Raw genomic sequence first — 16,728 nt, 5'->3', positions numbered from 1 at the left:
CAGGCCATGAAACTTGCCCATTTCTTCATTGAGCGGCCGCGCTTCGCGACGGTCATCAATATCTTCATCGCGCTCGCCGGCCTCGCGGCGATGCTCTTCCTGCCGGTGGCGCAATATCCGGACATTGTGCCGCCGACGATACAGATCACAACCAGCTTCCCCGGCGCATCGGCGGAAACCGTGGCGCGCACGGTGGCAACGCCGTTGGAGCAAGCCGTCAACGGGGTCGAGAACATGGACTACATCACCAGCCAGTCCACCGGCGACGGCCGGCTGGCCACGACCGTGATCTTCAAAGTGGGCACGGATCCCAACACTGCGCTCATGCTGACGCGCAACCGGGTGCAGGACACCTTGTCGCGCCTGCCGCAGGAAGTCCAGCTGCAAGGCGTGCAGGTCAAGAAGACCATCCAGGCGTTGTTGCTGGGCGTGCACGTCTACTCGCCCGACGGATCGCGCAGCCCTACCTATTTGTCGAACTATATGCTGAGCGTGCGCGACGAAATTGCGCGCTTGCCCGGCGTGGCCGACTTCTGGGTGCTGGGCGAGCGGCAGTACGCGATGCGGGTGTGGATCGATCCGGACAAGGCTGCCGCCCACAGTCTCAGCGCCAATGACATCCTGGGTTCGCTGCGCGCGCAGAATGCGCAGGTGTCGGCCGGGGTGCTGAACCGTCCGCCGATTGCCAGCGACGGCGCCTACCAAATCAACGTGGAAGCGCTGGGGCGCCTGACGACGCCGGAACAGTTCGCCGATATCATCGTCAAGTCCGATGCCCAGGGCCGCGTGACGCGCATCCGCGATATCGGCCGGGTGGAGCTCGGCTCGGCCGATTATGGTTCGATTGCCTACGCCGACCAGCATCCTGCCGCGCCCTGGTGGGTGATTGCCACGCCCGGCGCCAACGTGGTGGAAGTGCAGCACGCCGTGTGGGCAAAGATGGAGGAGCTCAAAAAGAATTTCCCGCCTGGCGTGGATTACATGCGGATCTACGACCCGACCAACTTCGTCAGCCAATCGATCAAGCAGGTGATTTCCACCATCATCGAAGCGATCGTCCTGGTCGTCATCGTGGTGTATCTGTTCCTGCAGAACTGGCGCGCAACCATCATCCCGGTGGTCGCCATTCCGATCTCGCTGATCGGTACCTTTGCGGTGCTCATGATGTGCGGCGCATCGATCAACAATCTGTCCTTGTTCGGGCTGGTGCTCGCGGTCGGCATCGTCGTCGACGACGCCATCGTGGTGGTGGAAAACGTCGAGCGCAACATGGCCGTCGGCATGTCCCCCGCCGATGCCGCGCACCGCACGATGGAAGAAGTGTCCGGTGCCTTGATCGCGATTGCCCTCACGCTGTGCGCGGTGTTTGTTCCGGTGGCGTTCATCCCCGGCATTTCCGGCCTGTTCTTCAAACAGTTCGCCATCACCATTGCCGCGTCCACGGTGATCTCCTGTTTCGTGTCGCTCACGCTCAGCCCCGCCCTGTGCGCCGTGCTGCTCAAGGCCCATCAAGCCGGCAAGCAGCACGAAGAACCGGATGGCCTGGCGCGCCGGCTGATGCCGTTCTTCTCGCGTTTCAATAGCGGCTTCGAATGGCTGTCGGCCAGGTACGGCAGGATCACGGCCCGCTTCGTTCGCGCCACGGCCGTCATGCTGATCGCCTACTTTGCGCTGATCGCCACCGCAGGCCTGCAGATGTCCCGCATGGGCACCGCCTTCATTCCAGACCAGGATATCGGCTACCTCGCCGTCATCGTGCAGCTGCCGCCGGGCGCCAGCCTGTCGCGCACCGACGAAGTGATACGGCAAGTGAACGACATCGCCCTGAAGACGCCCGGTGTGGCGCACACTTCGGCCACCAGCGGCTTTGACGTCGCCACGTCGACTGTGGCGCCGAATGTGGGCACCGTCTTCACGTCGCTGCCCTCCCTGTACGGCGAACACATCCCGGGCGTCAATGCGGCGGCGATGCTGGAACGGCTGCGCGAGCGCCTTTCCGTCGTCAAGGACGCCTATGTCGTCGTGATCCAGCCGCCGCCCATCCAGGGTTTGGGCGCGGCAGGCGGTTTCAAGCTGATGGTGGAAGACCGCGCCGGCCTGGGGCCGCAAGCCCTGGCCAACGCAACCAACAGCCTGGTCGCGGCAGCCAACAAGGACCCGGCATTCGGCGGCGCATTTACGCTCTTTAACGCCGGCTCGCCATCCGTGTACGCCGATATCGACCGCCTGAAAGCGGAAAAGGTCGGACTGACGCCAAGCGACGTGTTCTCCACCATGCAGATGTACCTCGGCTCGCAGTACGTCAACGATTTCAATTACCTGGGCCGCACCTACCAGGTCATCGCCCAAAGCGACGAGTCGGCCCGCAAGACGCCGGAAGACATCGCGCGCCTGAAGGTGAGGAACGCGCACGGCGAGATGGTCCCGCTGGGCACGGTGGCCAGCTTCAGGAACGATACCGCGCCCTATCGCGTGCCGCGCTACAACCTGTACCCCGCATCCGAGATCCTGGGCGCCGCCGCGCCCGGCGTATCGTCCGGCGCGGCGATGAAACGCATGGCCGAGCTGGCCAAACAAGTGCTGCCGCCCGGCATGACGTTCGAGTGGACCGACCTGGCCCACCAGCAGGAACAGCAATCCGTTCCCACGCTGGCGATCTTTGCCGCCTCGGCCTTGTTCGTCTTCCTCGTGCTTGCCGCGCAATACGAGAGCTGGCGCATCCCGCTGGCTATCGTCCTGATCGTGCCGATGTGTTTGCTGGCCGCCTCTTCCGGCCTGGCCATCCGCGGCATGCCGATTGACGTACTGGCGCAAATCGGCTTCGTGGTGCTGGTCGGCCTCGCGGCAAAGAATGCGATCCTCATCGTGGAGTTTGCCAAGCAGCGGCAGGACGAGGACGGCGTCGGCGCCGAAGAGGCCTCGGTGGAGGCGGCAAAGGTCCGCCTGCGCCCGATCCTGATGACTTCGCTCGCCTTCATTGCCGGCGTGGCCCCCCTCGTGGTGGCGAGCGGCGCCGGCGCCGAAATGCGCCAGTCGCTGGGCACCACCGTTTTTTTCGGCATGCTGGGGGTCACCATTTTTGGCCTGCTGTTCACGCCGGCTTTCTACACCATGGTGCGCAAAATGCGCGGCTTCGCCGGCGCGCTCATCAAAACCAGGAGCACGACTTGAAACACTTTGCCTTCACCCTCGCCAGGCCAGCGGCCACCGGCCTGTTCATCAGTGCCGCGCTGTCGGCCTGCGCTGTCGGGCCGGACTACCATGCCCCGGAAATGAAGCTGGCGCCGTTCCGTGCCGGCGCGCCTGTAGACTCCCCCTCGCTGGACAGGTGGTGGCGCGGCTTCGACGATCCCGCGCTGGTCAAGATCATCGAGCGCGCGCTCGAACAGAACCTGGACCTGGCGGCAGCCCTCGCCCGCGTCAGCCAGGCGCGCGCACTGGCCGGCGGCGCCGACGCGGCGCTGCTGCCCAGGGCGGACTTGAACGCGTCGGCCTTTGCCTTCCGCCAGAGCCTGCAGACCCCGGCGGCCGCCATCGCCGCCGGCAGTCCGGGATTCAGGCGCAACTTCCACGAGCTGGCGCTTGGTCCCGCAGCCAGCTGGGAAGCCGACCTGTTTGGCAGCCTGCGCCGCAGCGCGACGGCCGCCGGCAACGAGGCGCAAGCAGCAGAAGCCGATCACGCCGCCATCCGCGTGATGGTCGCGGCCGACGCCGCCGATGCCTACTTTCAGATCCGGGGCTATCAAGCCCGCATTGCCATCGCTGAAAAGCAGATCGAGACCGACGAACAGCTGCTGAAACTGGTGCAGAGACGCTACAGCGCCGGCGCCGCGCAAGGGCTGGAGGTGGCGCAGGCGGACGCCCTCGTCAAGTCGGCACGCGCCACCGTGCCGCAGCTGCGCATCGCGCTGGAGCTTCAGTTGAACCGCCTGGACCTGCTCATGGGTGTGCAGCCGGGAAGCTACTCCAGCGACTTGCGCGAGATTCGGCCTATCGCCGGCATTCCGGCCGTGCCGTCCGGCGCCGAACCGGTCCAGGTCCTGCGCCGGCGGCCGGATGTCATTGCAGCAGAGCGCCGCCTGGCGGCGTCCAGCGAGCGGATAGGAGCGGCGATGTCGGACTACTATCCCAAGCTGTCGCTGTCCGGCCTCTTTGGATTCGACAGCAGCAACGGCGGCAAGCTGTTCGCCTCCAGCGCTTTCCAGGCCGCCGGCGGGGGCATGCTGCGCTGGAGACTGTTCGATTTCGGCAGGGTGGACGCGGAAGTGGCGCAAGCCAAAGGCGCCAACTCGGAAGCGCTCGCCTTGTACCGGAAGTCCGTGTTGCGGGCAGCGGAGGATGTCGAAAACGCGTTCGCCACGCTGGCGCAGACGCAGATCCATGCGCGGCAGATCGACGACCAGGTCAAGGCCCTGGACAAAGCGCGCGATCTTTCGGAGCGCGCCTATCGCGCGGGCACGATCACGCTGACCGACGTGCTGCTGGCCGACCAGCAACTGCTGGCGGCGCGCGATCAGCTTGACGCGTCCCGCTCGGCCACCGCGAGAGCCGCTGTAGCGGTGTTCCGTGCCATGGGCGGCGGCTGGGACGCCACGCCAACCATCGCAGCCCATTCCATGAAGGAGCAATTGTGAATACGCCACCCAACACATCGCCGGAAACATCCCCGTTCCACGCCGGCGAGCTAGCCATACAGGAACGGGCGGGAGCGCTGGCGGCATCGGCTGCGATGGGACAGCGCTTCATCCGCGACCACATGCCCGATCAGCACCGCGAGTTCTATCAGCAACTGCCGTTCGTGATGGCCGGCAGTGTGGACGAGCGCGGCCAGCCTTGGGCATCGATACTGGCGGGCAAGCCCGGTTTTATGCACAGCCCCGACGCCCGAACGCTGCGCGTCAACACGAAAGCGCTGCCCGGCGACGTACTCGGGGACAACCTGCGCGTTGGTTCCCGCCTGGGCCTGTTGGGCATCGAGTTGCCGACGCGGCGGCGCAACCGGATGAACGGCACGGTGAGCTCGATGGACGGCGGAGGCTTCTCCGTCGCCGTCGGCCAAAGCTTCGGCAACTGCCCGCAGTACATCCAGCAACGCGAACCGGCATTCGTCGACCTGCCCGGCCCGCCGGACGTCCGGGAGTACCAGCGCTTGACCCAGGCCGACTGCCGCCTCATCGAAGCTGCGGACACGCTCTTCATCGCAAGCAACGCCGCCGCATCGCCCGGCATGCCGAATGCAGCGGCGGCGGGCGCGGATGTCTCCCATCGGGGCGGCCGGCCTGGCTTCGTGCGGGTCCAGGACGGGCACACCCTGCTGCTCCCGGATTTCCCCGGCAACCGCTTCTACCAGACGCTGGGCAACCTGCACCTCGATCCACGCGCCGGCCTGCTGTTCATCGATTTTGCGTCCGGCGACTATTTGCAGGTCAGCTGCACCAGCAGCCTGGTGTGGGAAGGTCCCGAGCTCGCAGCCTTCAAAGGGGCGGAACGGCTGCTGCGCCTGCGGGTGGCGGGCGTGCGGCGTGTGGCAAATTCCTTGCCGATCCGCTGGTCGAAGCCGACCTACTGGCCGCTGCTCACTGCCACCGGCACCTGGCAGCAGGCGGACCGCGCCATGTAGGGCCTATGCCGCCGTTCTTATGCCTGCCAGGATGCGCTCCGCATCCCGTGCCGGAGGCAGGCCGAAGGCGCGCGCGTATTCGCGGCTGAACTGGGTGGCGCTCTCGTAGCCAACGTCGAATGCGGCGGCAGTGACGCTCTTGCCGCCGCTGACCAGCAGCGAGCGGGCCTGCAGCAAGCGCAGGCGCTTCTGGAACTGCAATGGGCTAAGCGCCGTCACGGCCTTGAAGTGGCGGTGGAACGAGGACACGCTCATGGACGCCCTTTCCGCCAGCGCCTCCACCCGGAGCGGCTGATCGAAGTCACGCCGTATCCACTGGATGGCGGCGCTGACCCTGGCCATGGCGCTGTCCGGCGTGGCGATGTCGCGCAGCATCCAGCCGTGCGGCCCCTGCAGCACGCGATACAGTATCTCCCGCTCATACGCGGGCGCCAGCGCCGCAATCTCGCCGGGCTTGCCCATCAGCCGCAGCATGCGTACCCAGGCGTCCATCAGCTCAGGGGTCACCCCGGCGACGGAAAAGCCCATGGCCGCAGCCCGTTCGCCGGCGGCGGTTTCAGGCAAGTCCGCGATCAGGGTGGCGAGAACGGCGGGGTCCAGCGTCAACGCCACCGCCAGGTACGGCGCGCCGGACGGCGCCGGACGCACCACGCCCACTGCCGGCAGGTCGATCGACATGACAAAGTAGGTGGCCGGATCATAGTCGAGGGTGAGCTCGCCGACTGTCATCGACTTGCCGCCTTGCAGGATCAGGTTGACCATCGGCTCGTACACGGCAGCCAGCTGATGCTCAGGAACCGCGCCCTGCACCATGGCCACGCGCGGAATGCCCGTCTCCACGCGTCCGCCACCCGCGCTTCCCGCAATGCTGCGCAGCTCATCCAGTTGATTCTTCATAGCCCGCATCTAACCGCAAAAAAGCCGGCGGCGCAAGGCAAAAGCAGAAATAGGCAGGATTGAGGCAGGAATGCACAGGTCCACAGCAGGCGCGCTGGCTACCATGTGGACCTCCCAACCAACAAGGAACACCACATGAGCGTCATCATCATCACCGGCGGCAGCCGGGGCATCGGAGCCAGCGCGGCCATTCAAAGCGCCCAGCGGGGCATGGGTGTTATCCTGACCTACAAGAGCAAGGCGGACGCGGCGCACGCGGTGGTGCGGCAGATCGAAGACGGCGGCGGCAAGGCCGTTGCCCTGGAACTGGACGTGGCCGACACGGGCAGTTTTCCCGCCTTCCGCGGGCAGGTGCGCGCGGTACTGCAATCGGCCTGGGGCCGCACCACGCTGGACGGGCTGGTGAACAACGCCGGCTACGGGCTGTTCAATCCACTGGCCAGCGTGACCGAAGCGCAGTTCGATGGACTGATGAACGTACACCTGAAGGGCCCGTTCTTCCTCACGCAAGCCCTGCTGCCGCTGCTGGCCGACGGCGCCAGCATCGTGAACCTGACCAGCGCCACGACGCGCGTGGCCACGGCCGGGGTGGCGCCCTACGCGGCCTTCAAGGGCGGGCTGGAAGTGCTCACGCGCTACATGGCCAAGGAGTTCGGCGGGCGGCGCATCCGCGCCAACGCCGTCTCCCCGGGCGCGATCCGCACGGAGCTGGGGGGCGGCCTGAATGACGAATTCGAGACCCTGCTCGCGTCCCAGACCGCCCTGGGCCGCGTGGGCGAGCCGGACGATGTGGGCCGCGTGATCGCCAGCCTGCTCTCCGGCGACAGCGGCTGGGTTAATGCGCAGTCGATCGAAGTCGGTGGCGGCTATATCATCTGAAAGCGCAACGAAACCGGCCTATGGCATCACGGCACCGGGATCAGCACCGGCTTGCTCTTCTCCTTCAGCAGGAAGACGACGAACTTGGCGGGCTTGGTCTTGCTGGCGTTGCGGCCCACGGTGTGCAGGTCGGCGGGGCCTTCGTAGAAGGTGTCGCCCGGTTTCAGCGTGACTTCCTTGCCGCCCTTGACGCCCATGACGATGGAGCCTTCCAGCACGTAGACGATGCCGTGCGCGTCGTGGCGGTGCACCGGGTCCTCGCCGCCGGGGGCGTATTCCACGGAGATCATCTGCAGTTCCTTGCCGGGCGACTCGGGCACGTCCTTGTTGATGAGGGGCTTGACCGATACGCCGCCGGGCGCCGCCTGCGCCACGGGTATGGCCAGGATCATGGCTGCGTTCAGGCACAGGCCGAGGGCAATTTTCTTGATGTTCATGGTGGTTCTCCAGTTGGGTGACGGGGATGCTGCTGGATTCATTCTAGGAGCGCGCCAGCGCCGCCGGTAGGCACGCGGCGGGCCCCACGCTGGTGAGCAGCAGGCACCAATCAAGGCGCGCCGCGCGTGTGATACTGGACTCATCCCACGCACCCGGAACACATCATGCACATCGGACGATCTTACGGCCTGGCCGAATTCCTGCGCTGGACGCGGCGCAAGACCTATATCCTGCTGGCGCTGTCCACCGCGCAGGTGGCGGCCTACCAGCTGCTGGAGTGGCGCTGGCTGGCCATACCGTGGGCGGTGGCGGCGCTGCTCGGCACCGCGGCCTCGTTCATCGTGGGATTCAAGAACGCGCAAACCTACAACCGCACGCTGGAGGCGCAGCAGGTGTGGAGCAGCATCGCCAGCATCAGCCGCTACTGGGGCCTGATCAGCCGCGACTTCACCGGCATGCCGCAGGCGGCGCGCGAGCTGGTACAGCGCCACCTGGCGTGGCTGGCCTGCGTGCGCTACCAGCTGCGCACCGCGCGCGTGTGGGAGGCGGCGGCCAACCGGTACAACTTCGAGTACCGCGCCAAATGCTATACGGTGCCTGAACATGACGTGCCGCTGGAGTCGGCGCTGCGCAGCTACCTGCCGGACGGCAGCGCGCTGCAGCTGGCCCGCTCGCGCCAGCCCGCGCTGACGCTGATCGGCATGCAAAGCAGCGCCATCAAGGAGCTGTTCGCCAGCCAGGCGATCCCGGTGCTGCAGCACGCCGAGATGCAAAAGACGCTGAAGGAGCTGATCGACCTGCACAGCCGCGCCGAGCGCATCAAGAACTTCCCCTACCCGCGCCAGTACGCCGTCATCCACACTTTGTTCGTGTGGATCTTCGCCGCGCTGCTGCCGCTGGGGGTGGTGAGGGAATTCGACAAGCTCAATGAGGTGGTGGGCGGCGCGCTGGCCGGACACATGGCGTGGCTGGCGATTCCCTTCAGCGTGCTGGTGGCGTGGATGTATGTGGCGCTGGACCAGGTGGGCGAGAGCACCGAGAATCCCTTCGAGGGCGGCGCCAACGACGTGCCGATCACGCATATCTGCCGCCAGATCGAGGGCGACCTGCGCGTGCTGCTCGGGGAGCAAGCGCCGCCGGACGATGCAGCGCCGGCGCGCCACGCCATCGTCCTGTGACGTGGCGAAGGAAGCCTCAGGCCGCGCTGCTGAAGCGTTCGCGGTAGGCGCTGGGCGATTCGGACAGGTTGCGCTGGAAGCACTGCCGCATGCGGCCCTCGTCGCCGAAGCCGCAGTCGCGCGCGATCTGGTCGATATTGCGGCTGGAGTCTTCCAGCATGCGGCGCGCCGCCTCCAGCCGGAACATTTCCACCGCCTTGGCCGGCGTGCGGCCGGTGGTTTCCCGGTACACGCGCGAGAAATTGCGCGGGCTCATGAGCACGCGCCGGGCCAGCTCGTCCACCGTCAGGCTGGCGTTGCCCAGGTTGTCGGCGATCCACAAGTGCAGCGCCTCGAACTTGTCGCCGTCGCGCGCTTGCGATTCGAGCAAGGCGCTGAACTGCGCGTGCCCGCCCGGCCGCTTGACGAACACCACCAGTTCGCGCGCCACTTCCAGCGCCACGTCGCGCCCGCAGTCCGCTTCCACCAGCGCCAGCGCCAGGTCGATGCCGGCGGTGACGCCGGCCGAGGTCCAGATGCCTCCCTGGCGCACGAAGATGGCCTGGCGGTCGATTTCCACCGTGGGATGCAACTCTTTCAGGCGGTCGCTCAATGCCCAGTGCGTGGCGGCGCGCTTGCCGTCAAGCAAACCTGCTTGCGCCAGCACAAATGCGCCGCTGCACACGGAGGTGGTGCGGCGCGTGGTGGCCGCCGCCGCGCGCAGCCAGTCCACCAGCGGCTGCGCATGTTCCAGCACTTGTTCGATATGGGGCGCGCCCGGCACCACGACGGTGTCCACGTCTTGCGGACGGAACGCCGACAGGGGCTCGGTGAGCATGGGCACGCCCTCCAGCGTGGGCACCGCCCCGCCCTCCACGCTCACCGTGTGGCGCGCGTAGCCGGGACGGCCGCGCTGCCGCATCAGGCGGTCGGCGCACCAGAACACGGTTTGCGGGCCGGCCATGTCCAGCATGCACAGGCCGGGGAAGGCCACGAATAGCACCAGGGGCCGGCGCCGTGCGGTTGGCTGAAAATCACCGTTGTTTGGCATTTACTCACTACTCCTGCAGGTTTAGTCTACTTCCTGTCGATATTGTCTCAGAATAGTGCTCTGGAAAACATGAATTCATTCTCCGCAGCAGAGTCCGACGCGCTCGCGTCCAGCTTTGCCACCACCTACGCCGGGGTGGTGGCGTTTATCGCCGTGGCCACCGAAGGCAGTTTCGCCAGGGCGGCGGACCGCCTCGGCATCGGCCGTTCGGCGGTGAGCCGCAGCATCCTCAAGCTGGAAACCCAGCTCGATACCCGCTTGTTCCTGCGCACCACGCGCAGCACCACGCTTACCAGCGAAGGCCAGCTATTCTACGAGTATTGCAGCCCCGGCGTGGAACGCATCGTACAGGCGGTGGACGAAATGCGCGACCTGCGCTCGGGCGCGCCGCGCGGCCAGCTGCGCCTGTGCGCCACGGCCGGCTTCGGGCGCAAGGTGGTGGCGCCGCTGCTGAGCGGCTTCCGCGCGCAGTACCCGGACATCACCGTCGATCTTGTGTTGGACAGCAATCCCACCGACTTCATCGCCAAGCGCGTCGACGTGGCCTTCCGCAACGGCCGCATGGACGACAGCCAGGTGGTGGCCAAGCAGCTGATCCCGATGCAGCTGCTGGTGTGCGCTTCGCCCGCCTACGCCAAGGCGCACGGCCTGCCGGACAGCGTGGAGGACATCGCCCGGCACCGCTGCATCACCTACCGGGAGTCCTCCGGCCGCGTGGAGGAATGGGAATTCAGGGTGGGCGGCGTGACGCGCACGCTGCAGCCCAAGGCCTCCTGCACCTTCAACGACGCCGACCTGGTGCTGCAGGCGGTGCTCAACGGCGAAGGCCTGGCGCAACTGGCCGGCTACCAGGTGTGCGAGCTGCTGCGCGGCGGACAGCTGGTGGCGGTGCTGCCGCAGTACGCGCCCGACGACCGGGGCCACTATCTGTGCTACCTGAACCGGCGCCACCTGCCCACCCGCACCCGCGTTTTCATCGACTACATCACGCTGCAGATCCGCGCGCTGGACCTGTACTGCATCGGCAATTTATCCCCGCCCTGACTGCGCTTGCCAACCCGCGCCATTGGTGCCTGCCGCTCACCGCTGTGGGGCCATCCGCGGGCCTACCGGCATCCCCATGCGCGGCCTAAACTGGACCTTGTACCGCGATCTCCGCAACCGGGTCCCTCAGCCGCCCTGAGCGCAACTTATGCAGACATATGCAGAACAAGGAGCTTCATCATGAAAATCGTCGTCATCGGTGGTACCGGCCTGATCGGCAGCAAAACCATCAAGATCCTGCAGGAACGCGGCCATGAAGCCATCGCCGCCTCGCCCAATTCCGGCGTCAACACCGTCACCGGCGAAGGCCTGGCCGCCGTGCTGGCCGGGGCCGACGTGGTGATCGACGTGGCCAACTCGCCGTCCTTCGCGGACGACGACGTGCTGGCCTTCTTCACGGCTTCCGGCCGCAACCTGCTCAAGGCGGAAACCGAGGCGGGCGTGAAGCACCATATCGCGCTGTCGGTGGTGGGCACCGACCTGCTGGCCGAAAGCGGCTATTTCCGGGGTAAGATAGCGCAGGAAAAATTGATCAAGGAAGCCAAGGTGCCCTACACCATCGTCCATTCGACCCAGTTCTTCGAATTCCTCGGCGGGATCGCGCAGTCCGGCGCGGACGGCAATACCGTGCGCCTGTCGCCGGCCCTGGTACAGCCGATTTCGTCGGACGACGTGGCATTGGCCATGGCCGATTACGCCACCGCCGCACCGGTCAACGGCACGGTGGAAATCGCAGGTCCGGAAGCGTTCCCGCTGTCCGACCTGGTGCAGCAGTATCTGGTGTCGATCGGCGACCCGCGCAAGGTGGAAGCCGATGCCGGCGCGCGCTATTTCGGCGCGCTGCTGGGCGAGCGCACGCTGGTCCCGGCCGGCAAGGCGCGCCTGGGCACGGCCACCATCCAGAGCTGGCTACAAAAGAAATGAAGCCGCTCGCCCCGCCGCCACTCTCGCTGCTCGATAAGTACGTGGGGCAGGATATCCAGCCCTTGTACACGACGACAGTGCGGGTGACGGGGGGCGAGGCCGAACACGGGCGCGCCTCCGGCGTGGCCCGTTCGGACGACGGCAATCTCGATCTGTCATTGCGCCTGCCGCCCGAACTGGGCGGCCCGGGCGGCGGCACCAATCCCGAACAGCTTTTCGCGGCCGGCTTTGCGGCCTGCTTCCACGGCGTTATCAGCCTGCTGTCGGCCAAGGCCGGCCTGGGAGCGGACGGCGCTTCCGTGGCGGTGTCCGTCTCTTTCGCGCGCGACCCGATGGACGGCATGTATCTGCTCACTTCCGCGCTCACGGTGCGCCTGCCCGGCATGAAGCAGGCCGCCGCCGAAGAACTGGTGCGCAACGCCGAGCGCGTTTGCCCCTACGCCAAGATGGCGCGCGAGGGGCTGCTCAGCGTTGTTACGCTGGTGGACTGAGCTGGCCGGTTAGCAGCCCCTGCTCCATCGCGCTCAGCACCACCTGCGTGCGGGTGGACGCCTCGAACTTCTGCATCAGCTGCTTCATGTGGGTCTTCACCGTGCCCACGCCTATGCCCAATTCGCGCGCGATCAGCTTGTCCGGGTGGCCGCGCGACAGGATGGACAGCACGTCGGCCTCGCGCCGCGTCAGCGACGGGCGGCCCAGCGCGTTGGCCACGCTGCGGCTGGCGGCCGCGCCGAGATAGCGGCAGCCCATGCCGAGCAGGCGCACGCAATCCACCAGCTCGCCGGCGTCGGCCTCCTGCAGCAGGTAGCCGTGCACGCCGCTGTCCACCGCAAGCCGCACTTCGCCTTCCTTGCCGTGCTGCGTGACCACCAGCAGCCGCCTGGCCCGTTCCGTGCCCGGCCCGCCGCAATCGCGCGCGGCGCGCAGGGCGGACGCGTAATCGGCGATCACCACGCAGGCTTCATCGGTACATGGCCATTCGCTCGGGGCGCTCACTTCCAGGCCGGGCTGGCCGGCCAGCATGGCGCCCAGCCCGGCGCAGACGATGGGACAGCTGTGCATCAGGTAGACCCTGGTGCGGTGGGCCGCGGCGCGGCCGCTACACAGAGAGATGGGTGCGTTCATGATGGGCTCCAGGCAGCAGGCGGGAACATGCCCGCCACAGCTGTTATTCGAGGTGGGCTTTATCCAGGCCGAAGGCCTTGTCGTACGAACCGGGCACGAACTTGAAGGCGACGTTGATGCGGTTCCACGCGTTGATGGCCATGATCTCGAAGGTCAGGTCGGACAGCTCCTTCTCGGACAGCTGCGTGCGCACGCGCTCGTAGATGTCGTCCGGCACGCCCTGTTCCGGCAGGCGGGTCAGCACTTCGGTCCACGCCAGCGCGGCGCGTTCGCGCGGAATGAACAGCGTCGATTCGCGCCACGCGGCCAGGTGGTGCAGGCGCAGCGGGCGTTCGCCGTGGATGGTGGCCTGCTTGATGTGCATGTCCACGCAGAAGCCGCAGCCGTTGATCTGCGAAGCGCGGACCGCCACCAGGTCGAGAATGGATTCTTCGATCGCGCCTTGCTTGATGACGGTGTTGAGCTCGACGAGCTTCTTGAACAGTTCCGGGGATTGCTCCTGGTAGTTAATACGGTGGGTCATGATGATCTCCTGGTTGGTGGGGTCGGTGTCCGCTTGCGGAAGCCTGCGGTACAGAACCATTCTAGGAGCGCGCCGGCAGCGGCGGTAGGCACATGGCGGGCCGCACGCTGGTGAGCGCCAGGCACCAATCGGCCAGCCGCCGCCGGCCATTGGTGCCTGGCGCTCAACACTGTGGCGCCCGGTACGGATCTACCGGCCGGCCCGGCGCAGGCTTAGACTGAGCCGCGTAGCGCATATTCACGCGCGCACCGCGCGTTCAAAAACCAGGAGACAACCACCAATGAAGCCGCTTGCGCCGCCGCCCTTATCGCTGCTCGACAAATACGTCGGGCAGGACATCCAGACGCTCTACAGCACAGCGGTCACCGTGACGGGCGGCGAAGCCGGACACGGGCGCGCCTCAGGCGTGGCGCGTTCGGACGACGGCAACCTGGAGCTGGCCCTGCGCCTGCCGCCGGAGCTGGGCGGGCCGGGCGGCGGCACCAATCCGGAGCAGCTGTTCGCGGCCGGTTTCGCGGCCTGCTTCCACGGCGTGCTTTGCCTGCTGGCGGCAAAGGCCGGGCTGGGCCCGGCCGAGTGCTCGGTGGAGGTCTCGGTGTCCTTCGCGCGCGACCCGGTGGACGGCATGTACCTGCTCACGGCGGAGGTGAAGATCCGCCTGCCCGGCCTGCGCCAGGCCACGGCGGAGGAACTGGTGCGCAACGCCGAGCGGGTGTGCCCTTACGCCAAGATGGCGCGCGAGGGGCTGCTGAACGTGATCACGCTGGTGACGTAGGCCACGGCGCCACGCGCTAGGCCGCCAGCAGGCCGCGCTCGAAAGCCGCCAGCACCACCTGCGTGCGGCATGCGGCGTCGAACTTGTGCATCAGCTGCTTCATGTGGGTCTTGACGGTGCCAAGGCCGATGCCCAGTTCGCGCGCGATGGTCTTGTCCGGGCAGCCGCGCGCCAGGATGTGCAGCACTTCCTCTTCGCGCGGCGTGAGCTGCTGGCGGCCCAGCGAGTTCACCACGCCCAGCCTGGCGGCTCCGCACAGGTAGCGCGTGCCCTGGGCCACCGCGCGCACGCCGGCCGCCACGTCCTCCGCCGCGCACTCCTGCACCAGGTAGCCCAGCACGCCGCCCTCCATGGCGCGCAGCACCTGGCATTCCTTGCGCAGCGACGTGAACACCATCAGCCGCCCCGACCGTTCCTTCTGCCGCGCCGCTTGCATCGCCGCCGCGTAGTCGGCAATCACCACGCAATCCTCGCCTGCGGCGGGCCATTGCGCCGGCGCGCTCACGTCCAGGTCCGGCTGGCCGGACAGGATGGCGCTCAGGCCGGCCCTGACGATGGGGCAGTCGTGCAGCAGGTAGACCTTGATGGCGCTCATACCACCCCCGCCACGTAGACAGGATGGGCGCGCGGGCGCCGTGGGGCGCCGGCGCGGCGCACGGGCCAGCCCGGGGCTGCGCCGGCGCCCGCCGGCTCCAGCTCCATTTCGATCACGCCTTCGCTTGCATCCTGCTCCGCATCGTGCAGGCGGAACACGTCCACGCTGCGCGTGAGGCGCTGCGCCTGCTCGCCCAGCGACACCACGGCCGCCAGCGACTCTTCCACCAGCGCGGCATTCTGCTGGGTGGCGCCGTCCAGCTCGGACAGCGTGACGTTCACCTGCTGCAGGCCGATGCTCTGCTCGCGGTTGCCCGCGCTGATGTCGGCCACCAGCCCGGCCACGCGGCGCACGCCGCCCGTCACCCCGGCGATGGTGGCGCCGGCGCCGCGCACCACGCGGCTGCCCTCGCCCACCTGTTCGATCGAAGCGGCGATCAGCTGCTTGATCTCGCGCGCCGACTGCGCGCTGCGCTGCGCCAGGCTGCGCACCTCGCCGGCCACCACGGCAAAGCCGCGTCCCTGCTCACCGGCCCGTGCCGCTTCCACCGCCGCGTTCAGCGCCAGCAGGTTGGTCTGGAAGGCGATGCCGTCCATGACGCCGACGATATCGCCGATGCGGCGCGAGGAAGCGTCGATGCCGTCCATGGTGGCCAGCATGGCGCCCACGGCCTGCTCGGCGTCCTGCGCTTCGGCGGCGGTGCGTTCCATCACGCTGTGCGCCTGCGCCGCCTTGTCGGCATTGTGGCCCACCGTGACGGTGAGCTGCTCAACGGTGGCGGCGGTTTCTTCCAGCGAAGCGGCCTGGCGTTCGGTGCGGCTGGACAGGTCGGCATTGCCGACGCTGATCTGCGACGAGGCCGAAGCGATCGTGTCGGCGCCGCTGCGCACCTGGCCCACCATCTGCTGCAGGCGCAAATTCATGCCGTTCAGCGCGCGCAGCAGTTCGCCGGTTTCATCGCGCCATCCGGTGACGGCGACCGAACGCAGGTCGCCGCCGGCCACGCGCTTGGCGATCGCCACCGCCTGGTGCAAGGGGCGCGAGATAAGGCGCGCCACCCAAGCCGCCAGCAGCATGCCGAGGATGACGGTGGCGGCGATCAGGCCGGTGATCATGGTGCGCGACTTGGCGTAGGCGCTGGAGGCCGAGGCGGCAGCCGCGTCGCTGCCCGCTTCGCCGGCAGCCACCAGGCGCGCCACCAGGCCGGAGGCTTCGAAGTTGTACTTGCGCGAGTCGCCGCGCAGCACCGCCAATGCGGCGGCATGGTTGCCGCTGCGGTTCAGCGCCACCACCTGGCGCGCGGCGGCGCGGTAGGCATCCAGCGCGGTGCGGAATTTCTGGAAGTCGGCCTGCTCGGCGGCCGACTTGGGCCCTTGCGCGTAGGACTCCACCGCCGCCAGCAGCTGCGCCATTTCATCGTCCATCTGCGCTTCGTAGTAGTCGAATTCGCTGGCCTGGGTGGACAGCGCGTGCTGCAGCTCGTAGGTGCGGAAGCGCAGCAGGTCCGCTTTGATCAGCAGCACATTGCGCACCGCCGGCGCCCAGCGCTGCGTGATCTCGCTGTTGACGCGGTTCAGGTGCTGCAATTGCAAGAAGCAGAACAAGCCCAGCGCCACTGTCAGCGCCAGCACGGCGGCAATGGCGGCGATCAGCTTTTGCGCAATCTTCAGATGGTAGAACCAGTTCATGTCAGTCTCCGG

General features: G+C 67.3%; 16 protein-coding genes. 9 read left to right on the top strand and 7 right to left on the bottom strand.

Going from position 1 to position 16,728, the window contains the following annotated elements; all coding sequences use genetic code 11:
• Positions 1 to 6 precede the first annotated feature (6 nt).
• From AC56DV_RS11600 to AC56DV_RS11590, 3 genes are read left to right on the top strand one after another with little or no spacing between them, the layout of a single operon-like run.
• Complete coding sequence (locus AC56DV_RS11600; RefSeq protein ID WP_496314426.1) at positions 7 to 3,171, top strand: efflux RND transporter permease subunit; 3,165 nt, start codon at positions 7 to 9, stop codon at positions 3,169 to 3,171.
• Positions 3,168 to 4,634: an efflux transporter outer membrane subunit gene (locus AC56DV_RS11595; protein ID WP_496314425.1), complete on the top strand. Its 1,467-nt coding sequence runs from the start codon at positions 3,168 to 3,170 to the stop codon at positions 4,632 to 4,634. Before AC56DV_RS11600 ends, AC56DV_RS11595 begins: the two co-directional genes overlap by 4 nt.
• The gene (locus AC56DV_RS11590) at positions 4,631 to 5,620 is read left to right on the top strand and encodes a pyridoxamine 5'-phosphate oxidase family protein (RefSeq protein WP_496314424.1); all 990 of its coding nucleotides are present in this window, start codon (positions 4,631 to 4,633) and stop codon (positions 5,618 to 5,620) included. Before AC56DV_RS11595 ends, AC56DV_RS11590 begins: the two co-directional genes overlap by 4 nt.
• Before the next feature lie 3 nt (positions 5,621 to 5,623).
• On the opposite strand, the gene AC56DV_RS11585 is transcribed toward AC56DV_RS11590, so the two are convergent.
• Positions 5,624 to 6,517 (bottom strand): AraC family transcriptional regulator, encoded by an 894-nt coding sequence (locus AC56DV_RS11585; RefSeq protein WP_496314423.1) that lies wholly within the window; start codon positions 6,515 to 6,517, stop codon positions 5,624 to 5,626.
• Positions 6,518 to 6,652: 135 nt separating this feature from the next.
• Here AC56DV_RS11585 and AC56DV_RS11580 point away from each other — a divergent pair, with 135 nt between their 5' ends.
• Positions 6,653 to 7,396, top strand: a complete 744-nt coding sequence (locus tag AC56DV_RS11580; RefSeq protein ID WP_496314422.1) for an SDR family NAD(P)-dependent oxidoreductase — start codon at positions 6,653 to 6,655, stop codon at positions 7,394 to 7,396.
• A 26-nt stretch (positions 7,397 to 7,422) separates the two neighbouring features.
• Here the strand turns inward: AC56DV_RS11580 and AC56DV_RS11575 are convergent, their stop codons facing one another.
• The gene (locus AC56DV_RS11575; protein WP_496314421.1) at positions 7,423 to 7,833 is read right to left on the bottom strand and encodes a cupin domain-containing protein; all 411 of its coding nucleotides are present in this window, start codon (positions 7,831 to 7,833) and stop codon (positions 7,423 to 7,425) included.
• Between the two features lie 165 nt (positions 7,834 to 7,998).
• On the opposite strand from AC56DV_RS11575, the gene AC56DV_RS11570 reads away from it, so the two are divergent.
• Positions 7,999 to 9,012: a bestrophin family protein gene (locus tag AC56DV_RS11570; RefSeq protein ID WP_496314420.1), complete on the top strand. Its 1,014-nt coding sequence runs from the start codon at positions 7,999 to 8,001 to the stop codon at positions 9,010 to 9,012.
• 16 nt (positions 9,013 to 9,028) lie between these two features.
• Here AC56DV_RS11570 and AC56DV_RS11565 read toward each other — a convergent pair whose 3' ends face one another.
• A complete protein-coding gene (locus AC56DV_RS11565) occupies positions 9,029 to 10,042 on the bottom strand; it encodes a GlxA family transcriptional regulator (RefSeq protein WP_496314419.1) in 1,014 nt (337 codons plus the stop codon).
• Between the two features lie 69 nt (positions 10,043 to 10,111).
• Here AC56DV_RS11565 and AC56DV_RS11560 point away from each other — a divergent pair, with 69 nt between their 5' ends.
• The 3 genes from AC56DV_RS11560 (at position 10,112) to AC56DV_RS11550 (ending at position 12,501) form a co-directional block, all read left to right on the top strand.
• Positions 10,112 to 11,086, top strand: a complete 975-nt coding sequence (locus tag AC56DV_RS11560) for a LysR family transcriptional regulator (RefSeq protein ID WP_496314418.1) — start codon at positions 10,112 to 10,114, stop codon at positions 11,084 to 11,086.
• A gap of 180 nt (positions 11,087 to 11,266) precedes the next feature.
• Entirely contained in the window at positions 11,267 to 12,010 is a 744-nt protein-coding gene (locus AC56DV_RS11555) for an SDR family oxidoreductase (protein ID WP_496314417.1), read from the top strand.
• A complete protein-coding gene (locus AC56DV_RS11550) occupies positions 12,007 to 12,501 on the top strand; it encodes an Ohr family peroxiredoxin (protein WP_496314416.1) in 495 nt (164 codons plus the stop codon). The genes AC56DV_RS11555 and AC56DV_RS11550 overlap by 4 nt, the downstream gene beginning before the upstream one ends.
• Here the strand turns inward: AC56DV_RS11550 and AC56DV_RS11545 are convergent.
• Together AC56DV_RS11545 and AC56DV_RS11540 are read right to left on the bottom strand one after the other, a co-directional pair.
• Positions 12,485 to 13,135, bottom strand: coding sequence for a LuxR C-terminal-related transcriptional regulator (locus tag AC56DV_RS11545; RefSeq protein WP_496314415.1), 651 nt, complete (start codon positions 13,133 to 13,135; stop codon positions 12,485 to 12,487). The two genes, AC56DV_RS11550 and AC56DV_RS11545, sit on opposite strands and share 17 nt — an antisense overlap.
• Before the next feature lie 43 nt (positions 13,136 to 13,178).
• A complete protein-coding gene (locus AC56DV_RS11540) occupies positions 13,179 to 13,658 on the bottom strand; it encodes a carboxymuconolactone decarboxylase family protein (RefSeq protein WP_496314414.1) in 480 nt (159 codons plus the stop codon).
• 280 nt (positions 13,659 to 13,938) lie between these two features.
• Between AC56DV_RS11540 and AC56DV_RS11535 the strand changes: the two genes are divergently transcribed.
• Positions 13,939 to 14,433 carry an Ohr family peroxiredoxin gene (locus AC56DV_RS11535; RefSeq protein ID WP_496314413.1) on the top strand — a complete coding sequence of 165 codons (495 nt, stop codon included), beginning with the start codon at positions 13,939 to 13,941 and terminating at the stop codon, positions 14,431 to 14,433.
• A gap of 16 nt (positions 14,434 to 14,449) precedes the next feature.
• Here AC56DV_RS11535 and AC56DV_RS11530 read toward each other — a convergent pair whose 3' ends face one another.
• Together AC56DV_RS11530 and AC56DV_RS11525 are read right to left on the bottom strand one after the other, a co-directional pair.
• Positions 14,450 to 15,028 (bottom strand): LuxR C-terminal-related transcriptional regulator, encoded by a 579-nt coding sequence (locus AC56DV_RS11530; RefSeq protein WP_496314412.1) that lies wholly within the window; start codon positions 15,026 to 15,028, stop codon positions 14,450 to 14,452.
• Positions 15,025 to 16,716, bottom strand: a complete 1,692-nt coding sequence (locus AC56DV_RS11525; protein ID WP_496314411.1) for a methyl-accepting chemotaxis protein — start codon at positions 16,714 to 16,716, stop codon at positions 15,025 to 15,027. The genes AC56DV_RS11530 and AC56DV_RS11525 overlap by 4 nt, the downstream gene beginning before the upstream one ends.
• Positions 16,717 to 16,728 lie beyond the last annotated feature (12 nt).

This window comes from Massilia sp. BGA-UO-ETr-WB1 (genome assembly GCF_059567845.1).
The sequence above is the reverse complement of the archived record's forward strand: the minus strand, read 5'-3'. Positions and strand labels throughout refer to the sequence as shown.